Origin of the sequence: Chryseobacterium wanjuense, from assembly GCF_900111495.1 — a bacterium.
In the GTDB taxonomy this organism is placed as follows: domain Bacteria; phylum Bacteroidota; class Bacteroidia; order Flavobacteriales; family Weeksellaceae; genus Chryseobacterium; species Chryseobacterium wanjuense.
This window is the reverse complement of the sequence record NZ_FOIU01000001.1, coordinates 604,920-626,322: the sequence shown is the minus strand read 5'-3', so window position 1 is coordinate 626,322 and position 21,403 is coordinate 604,920. Positions and strand designations below refer to the sequence as shown.

The following is a 21,403-nucleotide window of genomic DNA, read 5'->3' as shown; positions in this document are numbered from 1 at the left end:
TTTATGAAAAAGTATCTATTATTGGCAGGATTCTTAGTCATAAATACTTTGTCTGCACAAGTGGGAATAAACACCCAAAACCCTCAGACGGCTTTTCATGTAGACGGAGCAAAAGATAACAATACATCAGGAACTCCTTCTGCTGCTCAACAGCTTAATGATTTTACATCAACTTCTTCAGGAAGTCTGGGAATAGGAACTTCAGCGCCTACTTCGAAGATGGAAATCACTTCAGGAACGGCAAATATCAGTGGTTTAAAGTTTAGAAACCTAACATCGGCAACACCTGTCGCTGCTACCGGACAAAACCTCGGAGTAGATGCATCAGGTAATGTTATTACTGTTCCTACACCTACCACTCCCAATGTAATCACTGAAGAGGTTTCTAACTCTACAGGGTTCAGTTATGTTGTAAATGATCTGGCTTATACAATGATCCCAACTTCCCAACAAACCCTGAATATTCCGGCGGGAGGAAAAGCCGTGTTTATCAATTTTATGTTGGGAATAGACTACTTCACTTTTCTTGCGGGAGGTGGGGCAGCTTATTATGAGGCAAGATTATTTGTAGATAATGTTCCTACCAACGTATATCTTATCACTCAGGAAAGAGTACAGGGAGGATCTCAGACACAATATTCGATGAGTACAGTAAAAACCTTAACTGCAGGTGCGCATACGGTTGACGTAAGAATGATCAGATCTTTCAACAATGGAGTAACTTCCGGTGCAAATATGACTTGCAGAGCGATCTCAATGTCCTTTAATGCATCGTACATCAACAATTAAAAGTCATCATACATTGTAATGAAATTTCCCCTCATTTTTCATTACTCTTAAAAATGCAAATGTCAATATATAAAGGTTATTCCCCTTTGTTTTTAATTTCCTTAATTTTAGTAAGTTATTGCAAGCCTGTTCTTTTTGAACGGGCTTTTTTTGTTAAATGAATTAGTTTTAAATTAATGAAAATCTCATCGTTCAGGCCAGAAACAAAGAATGTGTTTGTAGACGATAACCCTTTCAGAGTTTAAAACTCTGAAAGGGTTGCTACACTTTTTTAGATTAACTAAATTAAGTTAACCAAAATCCTGCAACCTGTAAAAACAAAAAAACCTCCGAAATGATCGAAGGTCTTTATATTATTTAAAATATATTTAGTGCATTGCTTCACTCAAATCTATTTTTTCTTTGCTTTTTCTTTCTTTAATAAAAAGGATAAACGGAATACATATTAAGAATATCACACCTAAATAAAGGAAAACATCCATATAAGAAAGTACCGTTGCCTGCTTCGTTACCGATAAATCGAGCATTTTGTATGCGGCATTCATTGCTGCATCGGGAGTCATTCCTTTTGCTATAAAGCTTCCTTTCAGAGCCTGCAATCTTTGCTGAACCGCAAAATCATTTTCATCAAGGTGAGAAATTAAATTAAGCCTGTATTTCTGACCTTCATTGGCAATAAATGTAGTGATCGCCGCAATCCCAAAAGAACCGCCAAGCTGCCTCATCATCCCCGTGAAAGCCGCGCCCTGACCAATTTCCTGACCTTTCAAAGTACTTAATGACAACGATGTGATCGGAATAAACAGAAGTCCTAAACCGGCTCCTCTTACCATCAACATCCAGAAAAAGGCTTCTTTACTGGTATCGGGTGTTAAAATTTTATACCCCCAGAAACTGTAAACAAAGAAAACGAAGAGTCCTAAAGCTACCAGAATCTGTTGTTTTGCTCCTTTTGAAAGCAGTCGTCCGATAATCGGCATCATGAAAGCGGTCGTTAATGCTGCCGGAATCATCAAAGCTCCCGACTGCAACGCCGTCCATCCTAAAATACTTTGTGTATATAAAGGAACGATAAACGTTGAACCATACAGTCCGAATCCCAACACAAAAGACATCGCAGTACCGATTCTCAAATTACCGTTTTTCAATACCCGCAGTTCTACAATCGGATATTTGAAGGTGAGCTCTCGCCAGAGGAATAAAATAAATCCTAAAACTGCTGACACTGTAAATGCTACAATCATTCCGCTTGCAAACCAGTCTTCTTCATGCCCTCTTTCCAGAATAAACTGTAAAGAACCTACCGTTATGGCCAATAAGGCAATCCCGATCCAGTCGACATCCGAAACTTTTCGTTTTTCGGCATATTTCGGACTTCTTACGAACTGCAGTGTCATTAAAGTCGCCGCAATCCCGATAGGAATATTAATATAGAAGATATACGGCCAGCTGAAATTATCTACGATATATCCTCCCAGAGGTGGCCCCAAAGTAGGACCGATAATTACCCCAAGACCATAAATCGCCTGCGCCATACTTCTTTTTTCAATCGGATAAGATTCCGTAATGATCGTCTGTGAAGTTACCAGTAAGGCTCCCCCTCCGATTCCCTGCATCAATCTGAAGAATACGAGTTCCCAGATGTTTGTTGCATTTCCGCATAGAAATGAAAATACGGTAAATATGATGATCGAAGCCGCGAAGTAATTTCTACGTCCAAACTGCTGTGACAGCCAGCTGGTCATCGGAACAATGATCACATTCCCGATGGCATAAGCCGTAATTACCCACCCAACTTCAGAAAGTGTGGCTCCCAGGTTACCTTTCATCTCGTTCAGGGCAACGTTTACAATCGTGGAGTCCACAATTTCAAGCAGGGCACAAAGGATCGCCGTAATCGTGATGATTACTCTTCGGGCTCCGTATTCTACTAATGAATCTTGCATGTTTATTTTTACTATTTTTTTAAAAAAAATTAAGAAATTCAAAGATTTAGAAATAAGAATTTGTTTTTTACGAACTAACTGTATTCTTGAATAATCTGTGTTTAGGCTAAGATTCAGGTTCAAAAACTTATTCACCCGTCGATTTTTTATTATTTATATTAAATTAAAAAAATCGATTATCAACACAGATCGTTTCCGAATCTCTAAATATCTTAATTTAAAAAGTGAACTGTCAATGGTCAATCAACGTTGTTGTCATTTTTACTACTTCATTTTCAACATTTCATTATTGATTTCCATCTTCAGAACGGCGTCATCGTCATGGTCAGTCTTCTTCTTCATTTCCACATTGTGACTGATTTTCATCTACCAACCGACATCAGCTTCATGGTCAAATTTCCTCCTTCATTTCCACATTTCAGCATCGACTTTCTCCAGCAAAAAATTGACAATTCACTTATTTTTATTTATTATTTCAAAGAAACTTCTGCTTTCACATTCATTCCTGTTCTCAACTTTTTCGCGATGTTTTTGTCAAGGTTTACAAAATCGATTTTGATAGGAAGTCTCTGAACCACTTTTACGAAGTTACCACTTGCGTTATCCGGAGGAAGAATGGAGAATGTAGCACCTGTTGCCGGAGAGAATGAGCTTACTACTCCTTCAAATTCCTGGTCAGGGAAAGCATCGATCTCGATTTTCACTTTCTGGCCTTCCACCATTTTATCTACCTGAGTTTCTTTGAAATTGGCCACTACCCATTTCTGGTCGTTTTTCACCAAAGCAAATAGCTGTGACCCTGCCTGAAGATATTGTCCCGCTTGGATAGGAACTTTCGCAACATATCCATCTTCAGGAGCCACGATTACCGTGTATGACAAGTTTAATTTTGCATTTTCAACATCCACTTCTCTCTGTTTTGCTACCGATCCGGCAACACTGATTTGCTGAGAACTTGCAGCCGTTTGAGAAGATGCGATATTCGTTTGCTGAGCGATTTGATTTCTCTGATCGATTAAAACCTGTAATTGTTTGTCAGCCGTTTGTTTTGCTGCCAAAGCCTGCTCATATTGCTGCTCTGTAATCGAGTGATCTTTTACAAGATTGGCGTATCTTTTTAAATCCTGGGAAGTTTTCCAGACGTTTACTTTAGCGGCTTCGATCTGTGCATTGGCAGTAGTTACCGCCGCTTCAGACGAACCGATATTTTTTGAAGTCGCAGTCGTTGTAGCTTCGGCATTGGAAATATTGCTTTTCGCCGTAGATAAAGCTGCCTCAGCTTGTTCCAAAGCCATTTTCTGATCTCTGCTGTCTAAAATAACCAATGTATCTCCTTTTTTTACAAATTGGTTATCCTTCACTTTCACTTCAGTTACGTATCCTGAAATTTTAGAAATAACCGGAGCCATGTTGGACGCAATTTGCGCATCGTCGGTTTCCTCGTGGTATTGCCCGTAAGTATAGGCTCTGTAGCCATAGATTCCTCCTCCGATTAAAACAACAGCTAAAATTATAGGAAAAACTAAACTTTTTTTCTTTTTAGGTTCAGTCGCTTGTGTATTATTGTTTTCCATTGTTGGTATCGTTCTTTATTTTTTATTTAATTGTTAAAGTTCCTGTAGTTTGTAATAGTTTTCTGTAAGCCAGCGCTGCATCTGCTTTTGCATTGATAACTCCTACGTTTGCCGAAATCTGAGCTGCATCTGCATCCAGTAATTCCGTCATGGTTGCAAGACCGTTATCGTATTTATTTTTTGTGATTCTGTAGTTTTCATTAGCCTGCTCTGCAGATTTTTCGAAAACGGCGATTCTCTTTTTCGAGTAGTCTGTGTTTTGATATTCTCTGTTTACATCAAGCTTGATATTGTCGTTCAGCAGTTCATTCGTCGCAGATAATTCCATTTCTCTTGCCTGAGATTGTTTTAACGCCGAGTTTTTCTTCCAGATATTTGATAGATTGTAAGAAATCCCAACTCCGACATTCACTGCATTATAAATCGTTAAAAATTTCGGAATATCTGCCGCTACATACCCTCCCGTAAGAGCCACTGAAGGAAGATTTTCTGCTTTTGCAGCTTTCGTTCCCAGTGCTGCAGCCTGTCTTTGCTTGTCGAGAGCCTGAAGATCTTTACGGTTTTCTTTCGCTTCATTTACATAAAAATCAACTGGTTTTACCTCGTCGCCTTCCTCGATATAATTCTGATCTACTTCAATTTCCGTGGTTTCCGGAAGACCCAGTAATAAGTCCATATTGATGTTGGCAATATTGTAATTGTTTTTGGCTTCCAATAATTGCAGCTCGATATTTGAAGTCTGAAGATTGGCTTTTAACCTGTCGTTTCTTGCAATCAATCCGTTGTTTTCCATTTTAAGGAAAGTTTCGTCCCTTTTCTGAGAAGCCGTAAGGTTTTCTTCTAAAACTTTGATCGACTGATTGGCTTTAAACAAATTATTATAAGCCTGAGCAACATTGTAAGCCACTGCGATTTTGTTGTTCTCAGTGCTTAATTTTGATGCTTCCACCAAATATTTTGCAGATTCGATCCCATATTTTATTCTTCCTCCGCTGTAGATCGGAACACTAAGATTCGCCGATCCGTAGGCTACCTGATGTACTTCAGGCCCTCCGTCTCCCGAAACACCGGGAAGTTTTATATTAACATTCGGTTTCAACGGAAGATACATATAGCTTCCTGAAACTTTCAATTCCGGAAGCTGTCTGTTTTTCGCTTCCAGAAGGTCTGCCGTCGCTTCTTCGATCTTTGCAACATCGATCTTCAGATTTTTGCTGTTTTGGATACCCAACTGCACGGCTTCATCAAGAGTGAGTGTTTTTTTCTCCTGAGCATTTGCGTTTGCTACCCCTATAAACAGGGCAAGTGCAATAACTGAGTTATTTATTCTCTTCATAACCTAAAAGGTCTTTTAGTAAATATTTAATATGAGTGTTAAGTTCTGTGTAATATTTTTCGTCAAAAACTTCTTCATCATTGGTATCATTCAAGAATTCTTTATACATCTCCTTTGCATTGAATGCATAAAATAAAGTTCCGCTTACGGTTGAATGAAGCAAGTAAATCGGAGGATTTTTGGTGAAAATTCCTTTTTTTAAACCACTTTCCAATATTTTTGAATACATGGTAAGAAATCCCATTTTTGTTTCCTTCAAAAACTCCACGATCTGAGGATTTTCTGCATGAAGCTGCTCTCTCTGCATGATTCTGTAGAAACATTTATGATGTCTCACCTTATTGGCAAATTGGTCTACGATTTTTTCTACTTTCTCCCAGTCATTAATATCCGTTCTCTCAATAATATCTTTTGAGAAAAACTGGCCTTCATTCATTCTATATTCAACCAATTTTTCATAAAGCTTCTCTTTCGATCCAAAATAGTAAGAGATCATAGAAATATTCACATTCGCTGCTTTGGCGATCTCCCGTGTGGAAGTTCCCTCAAAACCTTTTTCAGCAAAAAGTATCTCGGCGGCGAATAATATATTTTCTTCTTTTGAAATCATTGTACTCTCATTTTTTCAAGGGACAAAATTACAATGATTTTTTTATAAATCAAACGATTGATTGATTTTTTATTTAAATTTAATTTTTTTTTAATGTTGGTTAATTTTAAAACGCTGAATTTGTTATATTTGAATTCAATTAAAAATTAAAATCAATGAAAAAAATTATTTCAATTGCAGCTATTTTAAGTGTATTTACTCTGAATTTCGCACAGGAAAAAGAAGGCTGCTGCGCAGGAAAAGACAAAAAAGAGTGTTCCGTAAAAGATAAAAAAGCTTGCGGTGATCATCATAAATCTTGTGATGCTAAAGCTAAAACTGCTGAAAATACCGTAAAAAATAAGAAGGCTGTGAAAGCAGTGAAGAAAGCTGCTTAAATTTTGACAGATGCTTCGTGAACATTCGTTCGTAAACGCTCAGCATGACATCGCTAATACTAACTGTTTTTGGATTATGTTTAGCTAATCTGAGCCAATTAAAAACATCTTAATTATTATAAAAACAAAACTCCGACACAACTGCCGGAGTTTTTTTATGAATTCTTGTGAATATGTCTCGATAATTTTATTCCTAAATCCGTCCATACAATTTTAGGGTTTCCGTTTCGGGTCAGATGCAGATCTGCAGTGCTTATTTCTTCCAAAATGCTTTCAATATTCGCTCCGCTGATGAATTTTGAGAATCCGACCCAATTAAAACCATTGGCATCAATTTTTTTATACACCAGACTTTCCGACTGATAATTCTGAAGCAAAGCCAATCTGAAAATTTCCGAACAATAATTTAGAAAATTCTTTTGTTTTTCGCGATTCCAGCCTGCAATTTCTCTTGCCCAAAGAATAATGCTTTTCAAAAATTCAGGTTTCTTTTTTACCATAAAAGCATCACGAACCCACTGAACAAACAATTTCTCAAATTCATCGCTTTTATTTCCGGACTGCAAAAGCTTCAAAGCATCATTCAGATCGCCTTGCGCTTCATGCACGATTTCTTTTATTTTATCATCAGAAACATTGAAATTCTTTTTCAGATACGCTTCAATATCTTCATCATTGATTCTCGGAACTTCCACGATCTGTGTCCGCGAAAGAATTGTTGGCAAAATATCATTGGTGGACTCTGCAGTCAGTAAAATAATGGTTTTTGCAGGTGGCTCTTCCAAAAATTTCAGGAATTTGTTGGATGCAGCGACATTCATTTTATCAGCTCTCCAGACAACTAAAATTTTAGTTCCGCCTTCGAAACTTTTTAATGAAAACTTTTGATTCTGGTCATCCACTTCATCCGCGGAAATAAAAAGTTGTTTGTTTTCAGACTCCAAAAAAGCCGTCCAATCGTCATAGCTCGAATATGGAGAAGCCATGATCATTTCCCTGAAATCTTCAAATTTATTTTTGCTTAAAGAATTTTTATTGTCCGTAAAAACCGGAAAACTGAAATGCAGATCAAGGTGATTGAGGTGTTCAACCTTCGAAGCGGCGTGCTCATTTTCCAAGCTTAACACTTCTTTTGCATAGGCCAAAACCATAGGCAAAGTACCATAACCCTCCTTTCCTACGAAAAGCTGGGCGTGGCTTACTCTGTTTTCGGCGATACTGTCTCTCAGAAGTTTTTTCAGATTTTCCTGTCCGGCAATGTTCTCCCAATTCATGGCTCAAAGATAAAGAAAATTGTAGTTTGGTAGATCGTCAATTTTACTTTGTAAGTGAATTTTGCTTCGCAAGTGAATGGTGAATTTTAGTAATCTAATTTAGAAATAGGGCATAAAAATTCACGAGCAAAGCGTTTTACAATTGACAATTCACCATAATTATGGCTATTCATCACCCTTAACAAACTTTAACCTCATATAATTTTTACAATTCATTAATATTTAAGATATTTGCGCATTGTTTTAAAAATAAAGAATGAAAAAAATCTTTGTACTATCATTCATATCAGTTGGATATTTCTTAAATGCGCAGAATCTGAGTAATTCACCTTATGCCACTTATGGAATTGGAGATGTAAAATATGATAATACGATTGAAACTACCTCAATGGGGGGTATATCAACCGCTTTTATAAGCGATTTTACGAGTAATTTTAACTTTGCAAACCCTGCAAACAACGCTAATTTCGAGCTTACAAGTATCAAGCTGGAAGCTACCAACGAAAACAATTACTTCAAAACTGATTATAATAATACGAAGTCTACCAAACATTCTACGTATTTATCTAATATTTCCATAGCTTTTCCTTTGTCACCAAAGTTGAAAATGGGTCTTTCTTACCAGCCTTACAGCTCAAAAAGTTATGAAATCATACATACAGATGAACTTAAAGACGAAAACGGTGTAGTATATGCTACTAGAGCCAACAGATTCAAAGGAAGCGGAACATTGAATACGGCTCAGATTGCTTTAGGATATGAACTTACTGAAAAATTTGCAGTTGGTTTAAGAGCCAATTATTATTTCGGAAATCTTTACGATCTTAATGAATTAGCTCAATCTAATGCAGAACTGATCAATGGATACGAGACTAAAAACAATGTAAGAAACTTCAACTTTACATTAGGAGCAAGCTATCAGAATCTAAATACAAGTACGGACAAAAAACTGACAATTGGTGCTACCACTACCTTTGGGAATACCAGTAATATGACTTCTGAGTATAAAAACAGTACTTATTTTTATGATGCTACCGGAACAACGATCCAAAGTGGCAGCGAAAGCATCATCGAACAAAAAACAGCTAGCTCTAAAAACCTTTTACCATTACAGGCTTCACTTGGGGTAGGTTATGGAGAGGAAAACAAATGGTTCCTTTCTTTACAGGGAGATTATAAAAAAGGAGAAAGCATCACGTATTTCGGAAAATCTTTTGACCTTCAGGATTCTTACAGAATTTCTGCCGGAGGTTGGTATTTGCCGAATTACAACAATTTCAGAAGCTATTTTTCAAGAGTTGTGTATAGATACGGAGCTTTCTATGAAAAAGGAAGTTTGAAAATTGCAGGACAGAACATCAATAAATTTGGAGTTTCTGCCGGGGTACTTCTTCCATTCAAAAACAGCAGCATTACCAGAATGAGTGGTCTTGAGCTGGGTCTTGAGGTTGGGAAAAGAGGAACTCTTAAGAACGATCTGATCAACCAGAATTACATCAACTTCAGAGTTGGTTTCAATTTTGCTGATAAGTGGTTCAGAAAGAGACTTTACGAATAAAATTATGTTGATGATTAAAAACATATCATATAAATATATAGCATACCTTTTTAGTTGTGCTATATTTTTTATATTAACGTCTTGTGAAGAAGACCTTACGAAAGCCGGAGGAAAGCAGAGTAAAAATTTTCCATCGCAGATCATCAATAATGCGAATATTATTCAGAGAGATTCCGGGTTTGTGACATTAAGGGCAAAAGCACCGATCATCGAAAAGTATGAATTGATCGACAGCCCATACACTGTGGCAAGAAAAGGAATTGACATCCAGTTTTTTGATAAGAAAAAGCCTAAAGTTCCGGGAACAATTAAAGCAAAATATGCCAAGTTTTTTGATTATAAACAATTCTATGAAGCAAGAGGAAATGTAAGAATTACCACCAATGAAGGGCAAAAATTTGCCATGCAGAGTGTTTTTTGGGATCAAAGAAAAAAGCAAATCTATACCCACGATACGGTATATGTAACGCTGGAAGACGGCTCCACCCTGATCAGTAATCACGGGATGAGGGCAAAAGATGACTTCTCGGAATATGTTTTCTTACAGAATTCCGGAGATTTTACGACTACTAAATTATCTGAAAGCAAAAAATAAATCTATGAAATTCCATGCGATCGGTTTGATGTCGGGAACGAGCTTAGACGGCCTGGATATTTGTTTTGCAAGATTTGAAAAGCAAGATTCCTGGAGTTTTGAAATTGTAAAAGCAGAAACGGTTCCTTATCCTAAAGATTGGGAAGATCAGCTTAGAAACTGTATCGACTTTTCGGCAGCAGAATTGTTAGAATTACATTCAGAATATGGTTTTTATTTAGGAAAATCAGTTAAAAATTTCATTGAAAAACATCAGATTGAGAATATAGATCTTATTGCTTCTCACGGACATACGGTTTTTCATCAGCCACAGAAAAAATTCACTTTACAGATCGGAGATGGAAGAGCTATTAAGTTGGCAACCGACTTACCCGTTATTTATGACTTTCGCTGCCAGGACGTTTTAATGGGCGGAAACGGCGCTCCACTTGTGCCTATCGGAGATGAGCTGTTATTTTCCCAATACGATGCATGCCTTAATTTAGGTGGATTTTCTAATATTTCTTTGAAAATTAATGACACAAGAATTGCATTTGATATAGCTCCGGTGAATATTGTCTTGAACAAACTGGTTCAAAAATTCAATAAAAATTTTGATGAAAACGGGGATTTGGCCAGAAAAGGAAAAATTAATGACGATTTGCTATTACAATTAAATTCTTTACCTTTTTATCAGCAATCTCATCCAAAATCTCTAGGAATCGAATGGTGCAACGAAAAAGTTTTTCCACTATTTGAAACACTCGAAACCGTTGATATAATGGCAACTTTTACTGAACACGCCGCTCAGCAAATTTCAAAAGTTTTTAATGAAAACCAGCTAAAGAACGTACTTTTTACAGGTGGCGGAACTTACAATCAATTTTTAATTGAAAAAATTAAAGCCAAGACAAACACTCAAATCATCATTCCTGAAAATGAAATAATCGAATACAAAGAAGCATTAATCTTTGCATTTATGGGCGTTTTAAGACTCAATAATGAAATAAATGTTCTTTCTTCCGCAACGGGAAGTTCGCATGATCACAGCTCCGGAGTTATTGCTTAATCTGCTTATTTACTAAGATTTGAAGCTGAAATAATTAAATTGGAAACTTCATTGGGATGGCTAATGTAAACACAATGGCTCGCTCCTTCCACTTCTATCGCAGTACTTTTTGCTCTTTTTGCATACATTCTTTCCAAATCGGGATTGATAATTTTGTCTGATTTTGCCACAACATACCAACTTGGTTTTACTTTCCAAGCCGGATTTTTAATAATCGCATGAAAAGCAACATCTGCCGTCGGAGTTTGAGATACAGCCATAAATTTCGCCTTTTCCTTTGCTACTCCACCAGCAAAATCATCCGGAAATTTTTCAGGATTAATATAATCCAGTCCGTCCTGTCCTTTTATTAAAGATTTATAAGCCGGCGGATAAATTTTCCCATTATCAGCCTCCGACTCCCCTTCATCAGGAGCATGAGCAGCGACATACACAAGCCCTGCAACCTTCGGATTGTTGCCGGCTATCGTTATAATTGCGCCGCCATAGCTGTGTCCTACGAGTATACAAGGGCCATCCTGCTGATCGATAATTCTATTGACCGCCTTCACATCTTCCTCGAAAGAAAGAAGCGTATGCTGGGTAACCGATACGTGATATCCTTTTTTGGCTAAAATTTTATAAATCCCCTCCCAACCGGAGCCATCGACGAAAGCTCCATGAACAAGCACTATATTTTTGATCGTTTTATTTTGCTGTGCGTAAAAATTTACAGAGATAAATAATGCCAAAAGCAAAAGTATAAAATCTGCTTTTTTAAAGATTAATTTGGTTTTCATAGCAGTTAATTTTAGTAATAAATGTCTAATAAAGTTACTAAAAATTCAACCATAAGACCAACACTATCAGTAAATTATGCTCAATAAAAAGATTTTCAACAAAAAAACCGCTTAAAAAGCGGCTTTCTTATTTATATGCTTCAATTTTATCTGTAAGCGTATTTATGAAGTTTTGCAAAGGTTTTTCCACCATCATTTTGATAAACGGATTGAAATTTCCTTCAAAGAACATCTGTACTTCCGTCTGATTTTCGTTAAGAGGATTCAAAGTTGCCGTTAATGAAAAATCTAAACTTGAACTTGCAGACTTCAAAACAGCTTTTTGATCATTCACTTCATCAATTTTTAAAGCAATTTCCGGCATTCCCTGCAACCCGAATTTAAACCCATCTTCTCTCGTTTCAAACTTTTGAAGACCATCCGGCATGAAATCTTTGTAGTTTTCCGGAGATTTTAGTATTTCTACCAACTCTTTAGATGATTTATTGACAATAATCTTTCGTCCTTCTAAATTCATTTTTTATTTTTGTATTTAAATTCTTAATTATTACAAATGTATAAAGTTTTTGTGAACGAAAAAAAATTATTACTGTCTAAGCAATCTGAAAACCTCGAAAAGACGCTTGGCTATGAAGACGTCACAACCTTAGAGATCGCATTGGATCTTTTGGAAAATACATCTGTAAAGGAATTGAATGTTTTTGGCGAAAATATTAATGAGATTTGGGCAGAATTCCAAAAATTATTTCGGATCATTGAAGCTGCGGGAGGGGTTGTCAATAATCCTGAAGGTGAAATTCTATTCATTAAAAGATTAGGAAAATGGGATCTTCCGAAGGGTAAAATGGAGAAAGGCGAATCCCGCGAAGAGTCTGCTGTAAGGGAAATTGAAGAGGAAACCGGGCTGAAAGACGTAGAATTAGTCCAATTTATCAACACCACTTATCACATTTACGTCGAAAGAAATGGTGATAAAGTCCTGAAATGCACCCATTGGTTTGAAATGAATTTCAATGGTGAAGATACTTCAAAACCGCAGATTGAAGAAGGAATCACTGAAGTTGCCTGGAAAAACACCGCTCAGATTGAAGATGAAGTTTTCCCAAGCACTTTCAAAAATATTAAATTAATTATCGAAGAATTCTGGGCTACGAAGGCTAAATAAAGTCGATCGACCTTTCCAGGGCAATTCCCCTCGAACCTTTTAATAGGATATTTTCTGATAAGATTTTATTCTGTTTTAAATATTCTATTAATTCCAATGTATTTTCAAAAGCTTTTGCTGAAGAATTTACATGTTTAAAGTTTTTCCCGACGGTAATAATTTCGTTAAAACCTAATTCCTGAGCTAGTTTCAGAATATTTTTATGCTCTTTTTCGCTTTCTTCTCCCAATTCGAGCATATCGCCAATGACGATTGTTTTCGAGCCTTCAAAGGTGATAAAATTGTGTAAAGAAGCCGTCATAGAGCTTGGATTGGCATTATAGGTGTCCAAAACCAAAGTTCTTCCCTCTTTTTTCACTACCTGAGAGCGCATATTCGTCGGGGTATAATTTTCTATGGCATGTTTTATTTGTTCAAAATCAATTCCGAAATGTAATCCTAAACTTGCAGCAGCGCAAAGATTGGTAAAATTATACTCTCCCGTCAGCTTTGAAACAGCTTTTATTCCTTTATATTGTAATCCGACAAAGTGTTCTTCCGAAAATAATTCGAACTGATAGTCTGAATTTTCCTTTCCAAAAGTAATTTTAGGTGAATAATTTTCTGTTTTTTGAACCTGAATAGGATCATTTTCATTAACAACAATCGTTTGCTGATGATTTTTAAGGTAATCATACAGCTCAGATTTACCTTTAATTACTCCTTCAAATCCACCGAAACCTTCCAGATGGGCCTTGCCAAAGTTTGTGATATAGCCGTAATTTGGCTTAGCAATATTTGAAAGAAATTCGATTTCTTTTTGATGGTTGGCTCCCATTTCGATCACTGCCATCTCATGTTCAGGCTTAATGGAAAGGATTGTCAGGGGAACTCCAATATGATTATTGAGGTTTCCAAAAGTATACTGCACATTGAATTTCTCTGAAAGAACGGCATGAATGATTTCTTTCGTCGTTGTTTTACCGTTACTCCCCGTTAATCCTATAATAGGAATATCCAACTGTTCTCTGTGACGAACTGCCAGATCCTGCAAAAACTCCAATGTTGAGGGAACATAGAAAATATTTTTATCTGTATTTTCAAAATCCTGCTGTTCTACAATCACGGCCAAAGCACCTTCATCTATGGCTTTTTCCGCTAATGTTGCCGCATTGAAATTCTCTCCTGAAAATGCGAAGAAAATATCATCTTTTCCGATTTTTCTGCTGTCGATTGTTACCTTTCCGGACTTTAAAAATAAAGGATAAAACTGTTCTATATTCATAGTTCAAAAATAAAAAAACCTTCCAGAAATCTGGAAGGTTTTTGAAAATTATTTTGATAAATATTATCTTCTTGTTCTACCTTTGTCACTTGCTTTCGCATCTTGAGCAACACGGAATCCGATCCATCCGTACGCTTTATTTTCGTCTTTATATCTTCTTTGACCTGGGTCTAACCAATATGCTGTATCCTGCCAAGAACCACCTTTTACTACTCTGATATCATTAGTCATAGCAGAAGTTCTTTCCTTCCTATCTCTCTGAAGAATTACTTTTCCGCTTGCATCTACAATGAATCTTCTTTGAGGTCCGTTATACATATTCGTTTTAGAATCAGCAGAATCAGAAGTACTTCTGTAATCTAGAGAAGACATTCTGTCGCCATCTCTGTAGTTTCTGTAGTCAGCGATAGTTTCTCTTTCGAATTGACCCGGTAAGTTTCTGTAAACTAATCTTCCGTCATCCAAAGTATCATACTTAATGCTGTTTTCATCTACCATTTTATAAGTTCCGTCACCGTTTCTTACTACAGCTTGAGGCATATTTCCTCTGTAGTAGTTGAAGTCACTGAAATCTTCGTCAACAATAGGTCTGTAGATATCGGCAGTCCATTCTGATACGTTTCCATACATACCATAGATTCCTATGTCGTTTGATGGATATTGTCTTACATCAGAAGTTCTTGCAGAACCGTCGTTTTTCCAGCCTGCAATACCAGAGTAATCACCCGTTCCCATTTTGAAGTTTTCAAGGTACATTCCTTTGTCTCTACCTTTCTTTCCTACCAATGTCTGGATTTCAGGTTTTTTACCTAAGTATTGGTTGTATTCTCTGTTTTTAGCCATACCCAACGCTGCATATTCCCATTCAACTTCTGTAGGAAGTCTGAATTTCTGAACCATTGCAGCAGCAGGAGCTCTGTTAGCAGCCAATAATCTTTGGTTGGTAGTTTTAATACCATTCTTTTGCTGCATTCTTTTTTCATTGATGTATCCTTGCATTTCAGGATCATTCGACTTGAATTTATCCATGTTGAATGCGGTTCCACCCTGATTGTTCGATTCGTTGATGTACAAATCTTTAGCAATAATACCAGCTTGCATTAAAGCTTTTTCGTTTGCTCTGTCTGTCAACCACTCGCAGTATCTGTTTGCCTGAGTCCAAGAAACACCTACTACCGGATAGTAATCGAATTCAGGAGAACGGAAATACGTCTCGTTGTAATCATTTCTGGATAGTTTGTTGTCCCATAATAAGGTATCTGGCAACGCACCGTTGTAGATTTCCTTAAAACTAGGATCACTTGGAGGAAATACATACTTCAACCATGTAAGGTATTCACGGTATTCGTAGTTAGTAATTTCTGTTTCCCCGATAAAGAATGAACTTACCTGCATTCTGCGCGGCGAGTTATTCCAATCGTGCATAACATCATCTTTCACTAATCCCATTGTAAAAGTTCCACCTTCTACATATACCATTCCCGGCCAACCTTTCTGCTTTTGTTGCTTTCCTGCAAAAAACCAACCTTGTTTTTCGTTTGGTTTCCAACCCGTTTTGCTGACAAATTTTTTAGTACCGCCTCCTTTGCTAGTACCTCCACCACAACTGGTTAATGCAAGTGTAGAACTTAATGCTATTAATGAAAACAACTTTAGTTTTTTCATAGTCGATATAAATATTTTCAAAGTACAAAGAAAAAATAAATTATTCAATAAATCAAGTAAAGAGTTGATTTTTTTGAAAAACGTTAACAAATTAATTTTATTGTATCATAATTTAATTATAAAATTTTCATTTATTTTGTAATTTAGAAATTTCAAAAGTAAACATGAAACAAAAAATACTGCTTTTATTCCTAATTGGCTTTGTATCAACAGTTTGGGCTCAAAGAATAAACATCGACTGGGATGGTTCTAAAATTCAAGACTTTGGTGATACAAAAATAAATCTCCCAAACTTTAAAAATCAGGGATTTTCATTCAGCCAAAATAACATTTTTATAACAATCAAACAAAAAATTGGCGAAAAGCAATTAAAAGTTTCTAATCCTGTCTGGGAAAATGTTTCCAGCAGAGACTTATTCGAGCTAAGCAAAGGTCTTCTGCCCGACTACGAAATAAAAGATGTTGCTTACTATTATCTCGATGGAGAAAGATATGCAAGTATTAATGTTGCTTTATTTAAAAATGTAAAAGGATCTGTTCAGAGATTGTCTTCATTCGAAATTTCGGAGACCAATGCTTCAAACAATATCGGAAGTACCTTAAAAGTAGGAACGACCGGAAATCCTTTATCAACAGGCGGTTTTTATAAAATAAAAGTTGACAAATCCGGTGTTTTTAAAATTACAAAACAGTTTTTGCAGGACAACGGAATCAATCCTTCTTCTGTAAATCCTAAAAATTTCAGAATCTATGGTAATGGAGGAATTATGCTTCCGGAATACAACCAGGATGTGAAATACAGTGCCCTTCAGGAAAATGCCATCCAAGTAGTGGGTGAAGATGACGGTGTCTGGAATGACAATGATTACGCCTTGTTTTACGCTCAGGGACCGAACGGGTACAATCTTTACAATACATCCAACGGAAACGGCTACAAGAGAGTCGATACCAGAAGTGACAGAAGTGAAAACTTAAAAAATATCTACGAAGATTTTTCATATTACTATATTAATTTTGATAAAGGTCCGGGAAAAAGGATCCAGCCTGTGGATGTGAACCTGCCGACAACACCTTTAATTACAAGATTTGACAATTATCAGGTTATCAATAATGACCAGAAAAACCTGATGAAAGTAGGAAGAATCTGGGTGGAAGACACTCCTTTTACTACGGATAAACCTGTGACTTTCACTACTGCTTCTGCCATTCAGGGCGGAGATGTGATCCGATACAGAGCTCAAGTAATTGGTTATAAATCTCAGCAAAACAGCATTGCATTCAATATTAACAACCTGAATCCTTTCACGGTAGCGATACCGCCTGTGAATTCAAGCGGAACCAACGATTTCTACCCGGCAAGATATTCAGGAACGATCACAGGTCTGAGCGGAACTCAAATTACTTTTAATCTAAAACCGGATATTTCTGTAAATCCTAACGGAACTTTCTACGTAGATTACCTGGAAGTACAGTACAAGGACAATCTGAATTTTAACGGTAGCCAGATGAATTTCAGAGATTTCTCTTTGGTAAGCGGGAGCAATACGACCTATGGTTTTAGTTTGTCTAATGCTTCTACAGCGGAACAAGTTTGGGACGTTACAGATATTACCAATGTGAACAGAAGGGTAAACAAAGCTGCAGGAAATACAACGTTTAATTTTGCCTATACCGCTTCTGATCTTAATTTTAATAATGAATTTGTAGCGTTTAAAGCAGATGCAGCTTTTAGTCCTCAGTTTGTAGGAAGAATAAACAATCAGAATCTTTCAGGATTACAGAATGTAGATTATCTTATCATTACCACTCCGGAAATGATGGGACAGGCTCAGAGGCTGGCGTCTTATCACCAGACCAAAAGCAACTTTAATGTACAGATTATAGATACTGATAAAATTTACAATGAATTTGGCAGCGGAAGCAGGGATCTTACAGCAATCAGAGATTTCGTAACTAAACTGAATACGCCGCTTGGTACCTTAAAATATGTTTTCATTTTAGGAGATACCTCTTACGATTATAAAAACAGAATTCCTAATAATACCAATGTAGTTTCCAGCTATCAGAGTGAAGAATCTATGGACGTTATCAGGTCTTTCGTTACCGATGATTATATTGTAATGACAAAACCTCAGACCAACGAATTCATCACCAATAACCTTCCTGATCTTCCGGTGGGTAGAATTCCTGCGGCAAACGTTACGGAAGCAGGTAATATGATGGATAAAACTTTGGCGTATTACAATAATCTATCCGGGCAGTCTACCCCTTTCGGAGAATGGAGAATGAAACTGGATTTTGTAGTGGATGATGATAATGACGGTGGTACTCCTTTCCATACGGTAATGAACAATTCTTTGGTGACAACCTTTGAACAACCATCAACAAATCTTAAAGAATATAATGTAAGAAAGCTTTATTTAGATGCTTTTCAGGCAGTAAGTACAGCCGGCGGACAAAGATATCCTCAGGTAAACCAGGCCATTTCCAATGACATCGGAAACAGCTTATATCTTTTCTATTTCGGACATGGAGGGATCAACGGATGGTCTCAGGAAAGGGTTTTAACATTAGATGAAATTCAAAATTCTAATAACTTTTCCAACGTATACAGCAGATTCCCGTTTGTATCGACAATTACTTGTGAATTTACGCTTTGGGATGAGCCGGATACGTCTTCTGCAGGGGAACAGTTCCTTAAACTAAAACAAGGAGGTCCTGCTTCCATGATTACTTCAAGCCGTGCGATTGATGTTGGGTATGGTATTGATTTTACCAACCTTTATACTCAGAATATTTTTAAACTGACAAGTGATGATTTTGATACGTTAGGATATGCACATTTAAATGCTAAAAAGCAAAAAGGTGCTGCTACAGATCACTTAAAGGTAAATTTCCTGGGAGATCCAGCCATGAAACTGAGCAGACCTAAACGATTATTAAATATCGATGCCATTGAAACTCCGGTTCCGGGACTCATCAGAGCGTTGGATTTTGTGAAAATAAAAGGACACATCAACAAACCGGACGGTACCATTAACACTTCTTTCAACGGAAGGGTTGTTATTAATATTTTTGATAAAAGATTAAATAAAAGCACTTTAAATAATGATGGAAACCTTACACCTATCCTTCAATATACCGAAGAAGGAAGTGCGATCGTAAAAGCTTCAGGAACTGCCGTAAACGGAGTTTTCACCGTAGAATTCTATGTTCCTAAAGATATCAACTATGCGGTTGGGACAGGTAGAATTTTAGGATATGCAGATAATAAAGTTTCTGATGTATTCAACAATCAGGCAGTACAGGTGGGAGATATCAATCCGAACGGAATCAACGATAATGAGCCGCCAAAAGTAAAATTGTACATGAACAACACCAACTTCGCAGACGGCGGTATTACAGACCAAAATCCGATGCTACTGGCATGTCTTACAGATGATACAGGAATAAATTCAACAGGTTCTGGTATTGGTCACGATATTACAGTATATTTGGACGGTCAAATTATTAATACCATCGTATTGAATGATTTCTATGCTTCAGGAGAAGGAAACGGATGTTTAAGCCCGAGTCTGGCAGACTACCAGAAAGGAAATGTAACCTATCCGTTCAGGAATCTTGCAGTGGGACAGCATCAATTAACATTTAAAGTTTGGGATATAAACAATAATTCGACAACTGCTACGTTAAACTTTGAAGTTAAGGATCAGGCCGATCAGCATTTGGTGATCAACAGACCATTGAACTGGCCGAATCCGTTTACGAATAAAACGTATATTCAGTTTGAGCACAATTGCGATGATATCCTTGATGTGAATGTTCAGATTTATACGATAACAGGAAAATTGGTAAGAACTTTATCTCAGCCAGTGGTTGCAGAACCGTTCTTACAGGGCTTTAGAACGCCACGTCAGGCAATTGAATGGGACGGAAGAGACGATTTTGGAGCTACAGTTGCAAAAGGTACGTATATTTTTAAGATATTTGCAAAAAGTCAAAATCAAGAAAAATGCAAAGGAAGTGCTACAGCTGTAGAAAAAATGGTACTTTTGAAATAATTTTAAAACGATAACAGTAATAATATTAATAAAAAACTGATAATATATAAAAGACAACATATGAATTTAACTACTAAACTGCTTTTAGGGATCGGGTTAAGTGCTGGCTTTTTAGGCTATTCTCAAGATTTAAGTCTAGTAAGACCTGTGTTAACCGGAGCTCCTTTTTTAAGAATCGCACCAGATGCCAGAGCTGGAGGTATGGGAGACCAAGGTGTAGTTACCTCTCCGGATGCTTTTTCACAATTCTGGAATGCAGCGAAATATCCTTTTAGCAGAACAAGTTCTTCAGTTGGGATCAACTATACTCCTTACATGGGGAAACTTACCAATGATGTGTTTTTGTTGTATGGAGCGTTCCATAAATTCTTAGGGCAGGAAGAAAGATCTACCATCTCTGCGAGTATTTATTACTTCAATATGGGTGAAGTAGACCTGACTCAATTAGTAGGAAATGAAGTAACTTCCATGGGAACTTCAAAGCCAAACGAATTCTCTATCGACGTTGCTTACGGTCTTAAACTTTCTGATTCTTATTCAATGGCCGTTACGGGTAGATTTATCCGTTCAGACTTAGCCGGAGGATTCAACACAGATACGACGCTAAAACCGGCAAACTCTTTTGCAGTAGACGTTTCAGGATACTATACATCTCCTAGATTCTCAAGTTTCGGAGGATATGATGGTAAATTAAACGCAGGTTTCGCAGTTCAGAATCTTGGTCCGAAATTAGATTATACAGGAAACGAAGAATCAAGATCTTATCTTCCTACTATGGCAAGATTAGGGGTTGGTTACGACATGTACCTTGATGATGTAAACAGAGTGGGAATCAGTGTGGAAGGTTCTAAAATCTTAGTACCGGGCTCTGAGTACGTAGGAATGGATCCGAATACAAGACAGCCTATCTACGAAGTTCCAAACGTAGGACCAATTGCAGGTATCGGAAAATCTTTCAAAAATAAAAACTCTATCATGTACAGTGGAGCGTTGGAATATTCTTATGACAATGCATTCGCCGTAAGAGGAGGTTATTTCCACGAAAGTGAAGAGCAGGGAGCAAGACAGTTTGCTACTGCAGGTATCGGATTAAAATACCGTTCTTTCGGACTTGATATTTCTTACCTGATCAATATGTCCAAAATTAATACTGCCTTAGACAACACCCTTCGTTTCGGTCTTACCTGGAACATCGGTGATGAAACATCTAACGTAGATTACTAAGAAACATATTTTCTCTACATATAAAGCTCCATTTTATGGGGCTTTTTTCTTTTTCAGATACAGCCAATTTATTTTTACAGGTCATTTGACTTTGTCGAATTGTATTTTGATTGTTTTTTAAAGGAGCTATTTCCTGCT

At 36.9% G+C, this 21,403-nt stretch carries 17 protein-coding genes; 8 read left to right on the top strand and 9 right to left on the bottom strand.

Annotation, left to right across the window (positions count from 1 at the left end; all coding sequences use genetic code 11):
• Positions 1–3: 3 nt before the first annotated feature.
• Positions 4–789 (top strand): hypothetical protein, encoded by a 786-nt coding sequence (locus BMX24_RS02860; RefSeq protein WP_089790566.1) that lies wholly within the window; start codon positions 4–6, stop codon positions 787–789.
• Between the two features lie 368 nt (positions 790–1,157).
• On the opposite strand, the gene BMX24_RS02855 is transcribed toward BMX24_RS02860, so the two are convergent.
• The 4 genes from BMX24_RS02855 to BMX24_RS02840 form a co-directional block, all read right to left on the bottom strand.
• The gene (locus BMX24_RS02855) at positions 1,158–2,735 is read right to left on the bottom strand and encodes a DHA2 family efflux MFS transporter permease subunit (RefSeq protein WP_089790565.1); all 1,578 of its coding nucleotides are present in this window, start codon (positions 2,733–2,735) and stop codon (positions 1,158–1,160) included.
• A 470-nt stretch (positions 2,736–3,205) separates the two neighbouring features.
• Positions 3,206–4,309 carry an HlyD family secretion protein gene (locus BMX24_RS02850; protein ID WP_089790564.1) on the bottom strand — a complete coding sequence of 368 codons (1,104 nt, stop codon included), beginning with the start codon at positions 4,307–4,309 and terminating at the stop codon, positions 3,206–3,208.
• 22 nt (positions 4,310–4,331) lie between these two features.
• A complete protein-coding gene (locus BMX24_RS02845) occupies positions 4,332–5,645 on the bottom strand; it encodes a TolC family protein (RefSeq protein ID WP_089790563.1) in 1,314 nt (437 codons plus the stop codon).
• The gene (locus tag BMX24_RS02840) at positions 5,629–6,255 is read right to left on the bottom strand and encodes a TetR/AcrR family transcriptional regulator (protein WP_089790562.1); all 627 of its coding nucleotides are present in this window, start codon (positions 6,253–6,255) and stop codon (positions 5,629–5,631) included. The genes BMX24_RS02845 and BMX24_RS02840 overlap by 17 nt, the downstream gene beginning before the upstream one ends.
• Before the next feature lie 155 nt (positions 6,256–6,410).
• On the opposite strand from BMX24_RS02840, the gene BMX24_RS02835 reads away from it, so the two are divergent.
• Positions 6,411–6,632: a hypothetical protein gene (locus tag BMX24_RS02835; protein ID WP_089790561.1), complete on the top strand. Its 222-nt coding sequence runs from the start codon at positions 6,411–6,413 to the stop codon at positions 6,630–6,632.
• Positions 6,633–6,787: 155 nt separating this feature from the next.
• Here the strand turns inward: BMX24_RS02835 and BMX24_RS02830 are convergent, their stop codons facing one another.
• Positions 6,788–7,906 carry a DNA polymerase III subunit gene (locus BMX24_RS02830; protein WP_089790560.1) on the bottom strand — a complete coding sequence of 373 codons (1,119 nt, stop codon included), beginning with the start codon at positions 7,904–7,906 and terminating at the stop codon, positions 6,788–6,790.
• Positions 7,907–8,162: 256 nt separating this feature from the next.
• Between BMX24_RS02830 and BMX24_RS02825 the strand changes: the two genes are divergently transcribed.
• Genes BMX24_RS02825 through BMX24_RS02815 form a run of 3 tightly spaced genes read left to right on the top strand, consistent with a single transcriptional unit; the run spans position 8,163 to position 11,107 of the window.
• Positions 8,163–9,464 (top strand): hypothetical protein, encoded by a 1,302-nt coding sequence (locus BMX24_RS02825; protein WP_089790559.1) that lies wholly within the window; start codon positions 8,163–8,165, stop codon positions 9,462–9,464.
• A gap of 4 nt (positions 9,465–9,468) precedes the next feature.
• Positions 9,469–10,059: an LPS export ABC transporter periplasmic protein LptC gene (gene lptC / locus BMX24_RS02820; RefSeq protein WP_089790558.1), complete on the top strand. Its 591-nt coding sequence runs from the start codon at positions 9,469–9,471 to the stop codon at positions 10,057–10,059.
• A gap of 4 nt (positions 10,060–10,063) precedes the next feature.
• Entirely contained in the window at positions 10,064–11,107 is a 1,044-nt protein-coding gene (locus tag BMX24_RS02815; protein ID WP_089790557.1) for an anhydro-N-acetylmuramic acid kinase, read from the top strand.
• A gap of 5 nt (positions 11,108–11,112) precedes the next feature.
• Here BMX24_RS02815 and BMX24_RS02810 read toward each other — a convergent pair whose 3' ends face one another.
• Positions 11,113–11,886 (bottom strand): alpha/beta hydrolase, encoded by a 774-nt coding sequence (locus BMX24_RS02810; protein ID WP_089790556.1) that lies wholly within the window; start codon positions 11,884–11,886, stop codon positions 11,113–11,115.
• 127 nt (positions 11,887–12,013) lie between these two features.
• Positions 12,014–12,403 (bottom strand): SRPBCC domain-containing protein, encoded by a 390-nt coding sequence (locus BMX24_RS02805; RefSeq protein ID WP_089790555.1) that lies wholly within the window; start codon positions 12,401–12,403, stop codon positions 12,014–12,016.
• A gap of 36 nt (positions 12,404–12,439) precedes the next feature.
• Between BMX24_RS02805 and BMX24_RS02800 the strand changes: the two genes are divergently transcribed.
• A complete protein-coding gene (locus tag BMX24_RS02800; protein ID WP_089790554.1) occupies positions 12,440–13,051 on the top strand; it encodes an NUDIX hydrolase in 612 nt (203 codons plus the stop codon).
• On the opposite strand, the gene BMX24_RS02795 is transcribed toward BMX24_RS02800, so the two are convergent.
• Together BMX24_RS02795 and gldJ are read right to left on the bottom strand one after the other, a co-directional pair.
• Positions 13,044–14,315, bottom strand: coding sequence for a UDP-N-acetylmuramoyl-tripeptide--D-alanyl-D-alanine ligase (locus tag BMX24_RS02795; RefSeq protein ID WP_089790553.1), 1,272 nt, complete (start codon positions 14,313–14,315; stop codon positions 13,044–13,046). The two genes, BMX24_RS02800 and BMX24_RS02795, sit on opposite strands and share 8 nt — an antisense overlap.
• A gap of 63 nt (positions 14,316–14,378) precedes the next feature.
• Positions 14,379–15,980 carry a gliding motility lipoprotein GldJ gene (gldJ, locus tag BMX24_RS02790; RefSeq protein WP_089790552.1) on the bottom strand — a complete coding sequence of 534 codons (1,602 nt, stop codon included), beginning with the start codon at positions 15,978–15,980 and terminating at the stop codon, positions 14,379–14,381.
• 164 nt (positions 15,981–16,144) lie between these two features.
• Between gldJ and porU the strand changes: the two genes are divergently transcribed.
• Positions 16,145–20,041: a type IX secretion system sortase PorU gene (gene porU / locus BMX24_RS02785; RefSeq protein ID WP_089790551.1), complete on the top strand. Its 3,897-nt coding sequence runs from the start codon at positions 16,145–16,147 to the stop codon at positions 20,039–20,041.
• A gap of 60 nt (positions 20,042–20,101) precedes the next feature.
• A complete protein-coding gene (porV, locus tag BMX24_RS02780; protein ID WP_089790550.1) occupies positions 20,102–21,265 on the top strand; it encodes a type IX secretion system outer membrane channel protein PorV in 1,164 nt (387 codons plus the stop codon).
• The last annotated feature ends 138 nt before the right edge of the window (positions 21,266–21,403 follow it).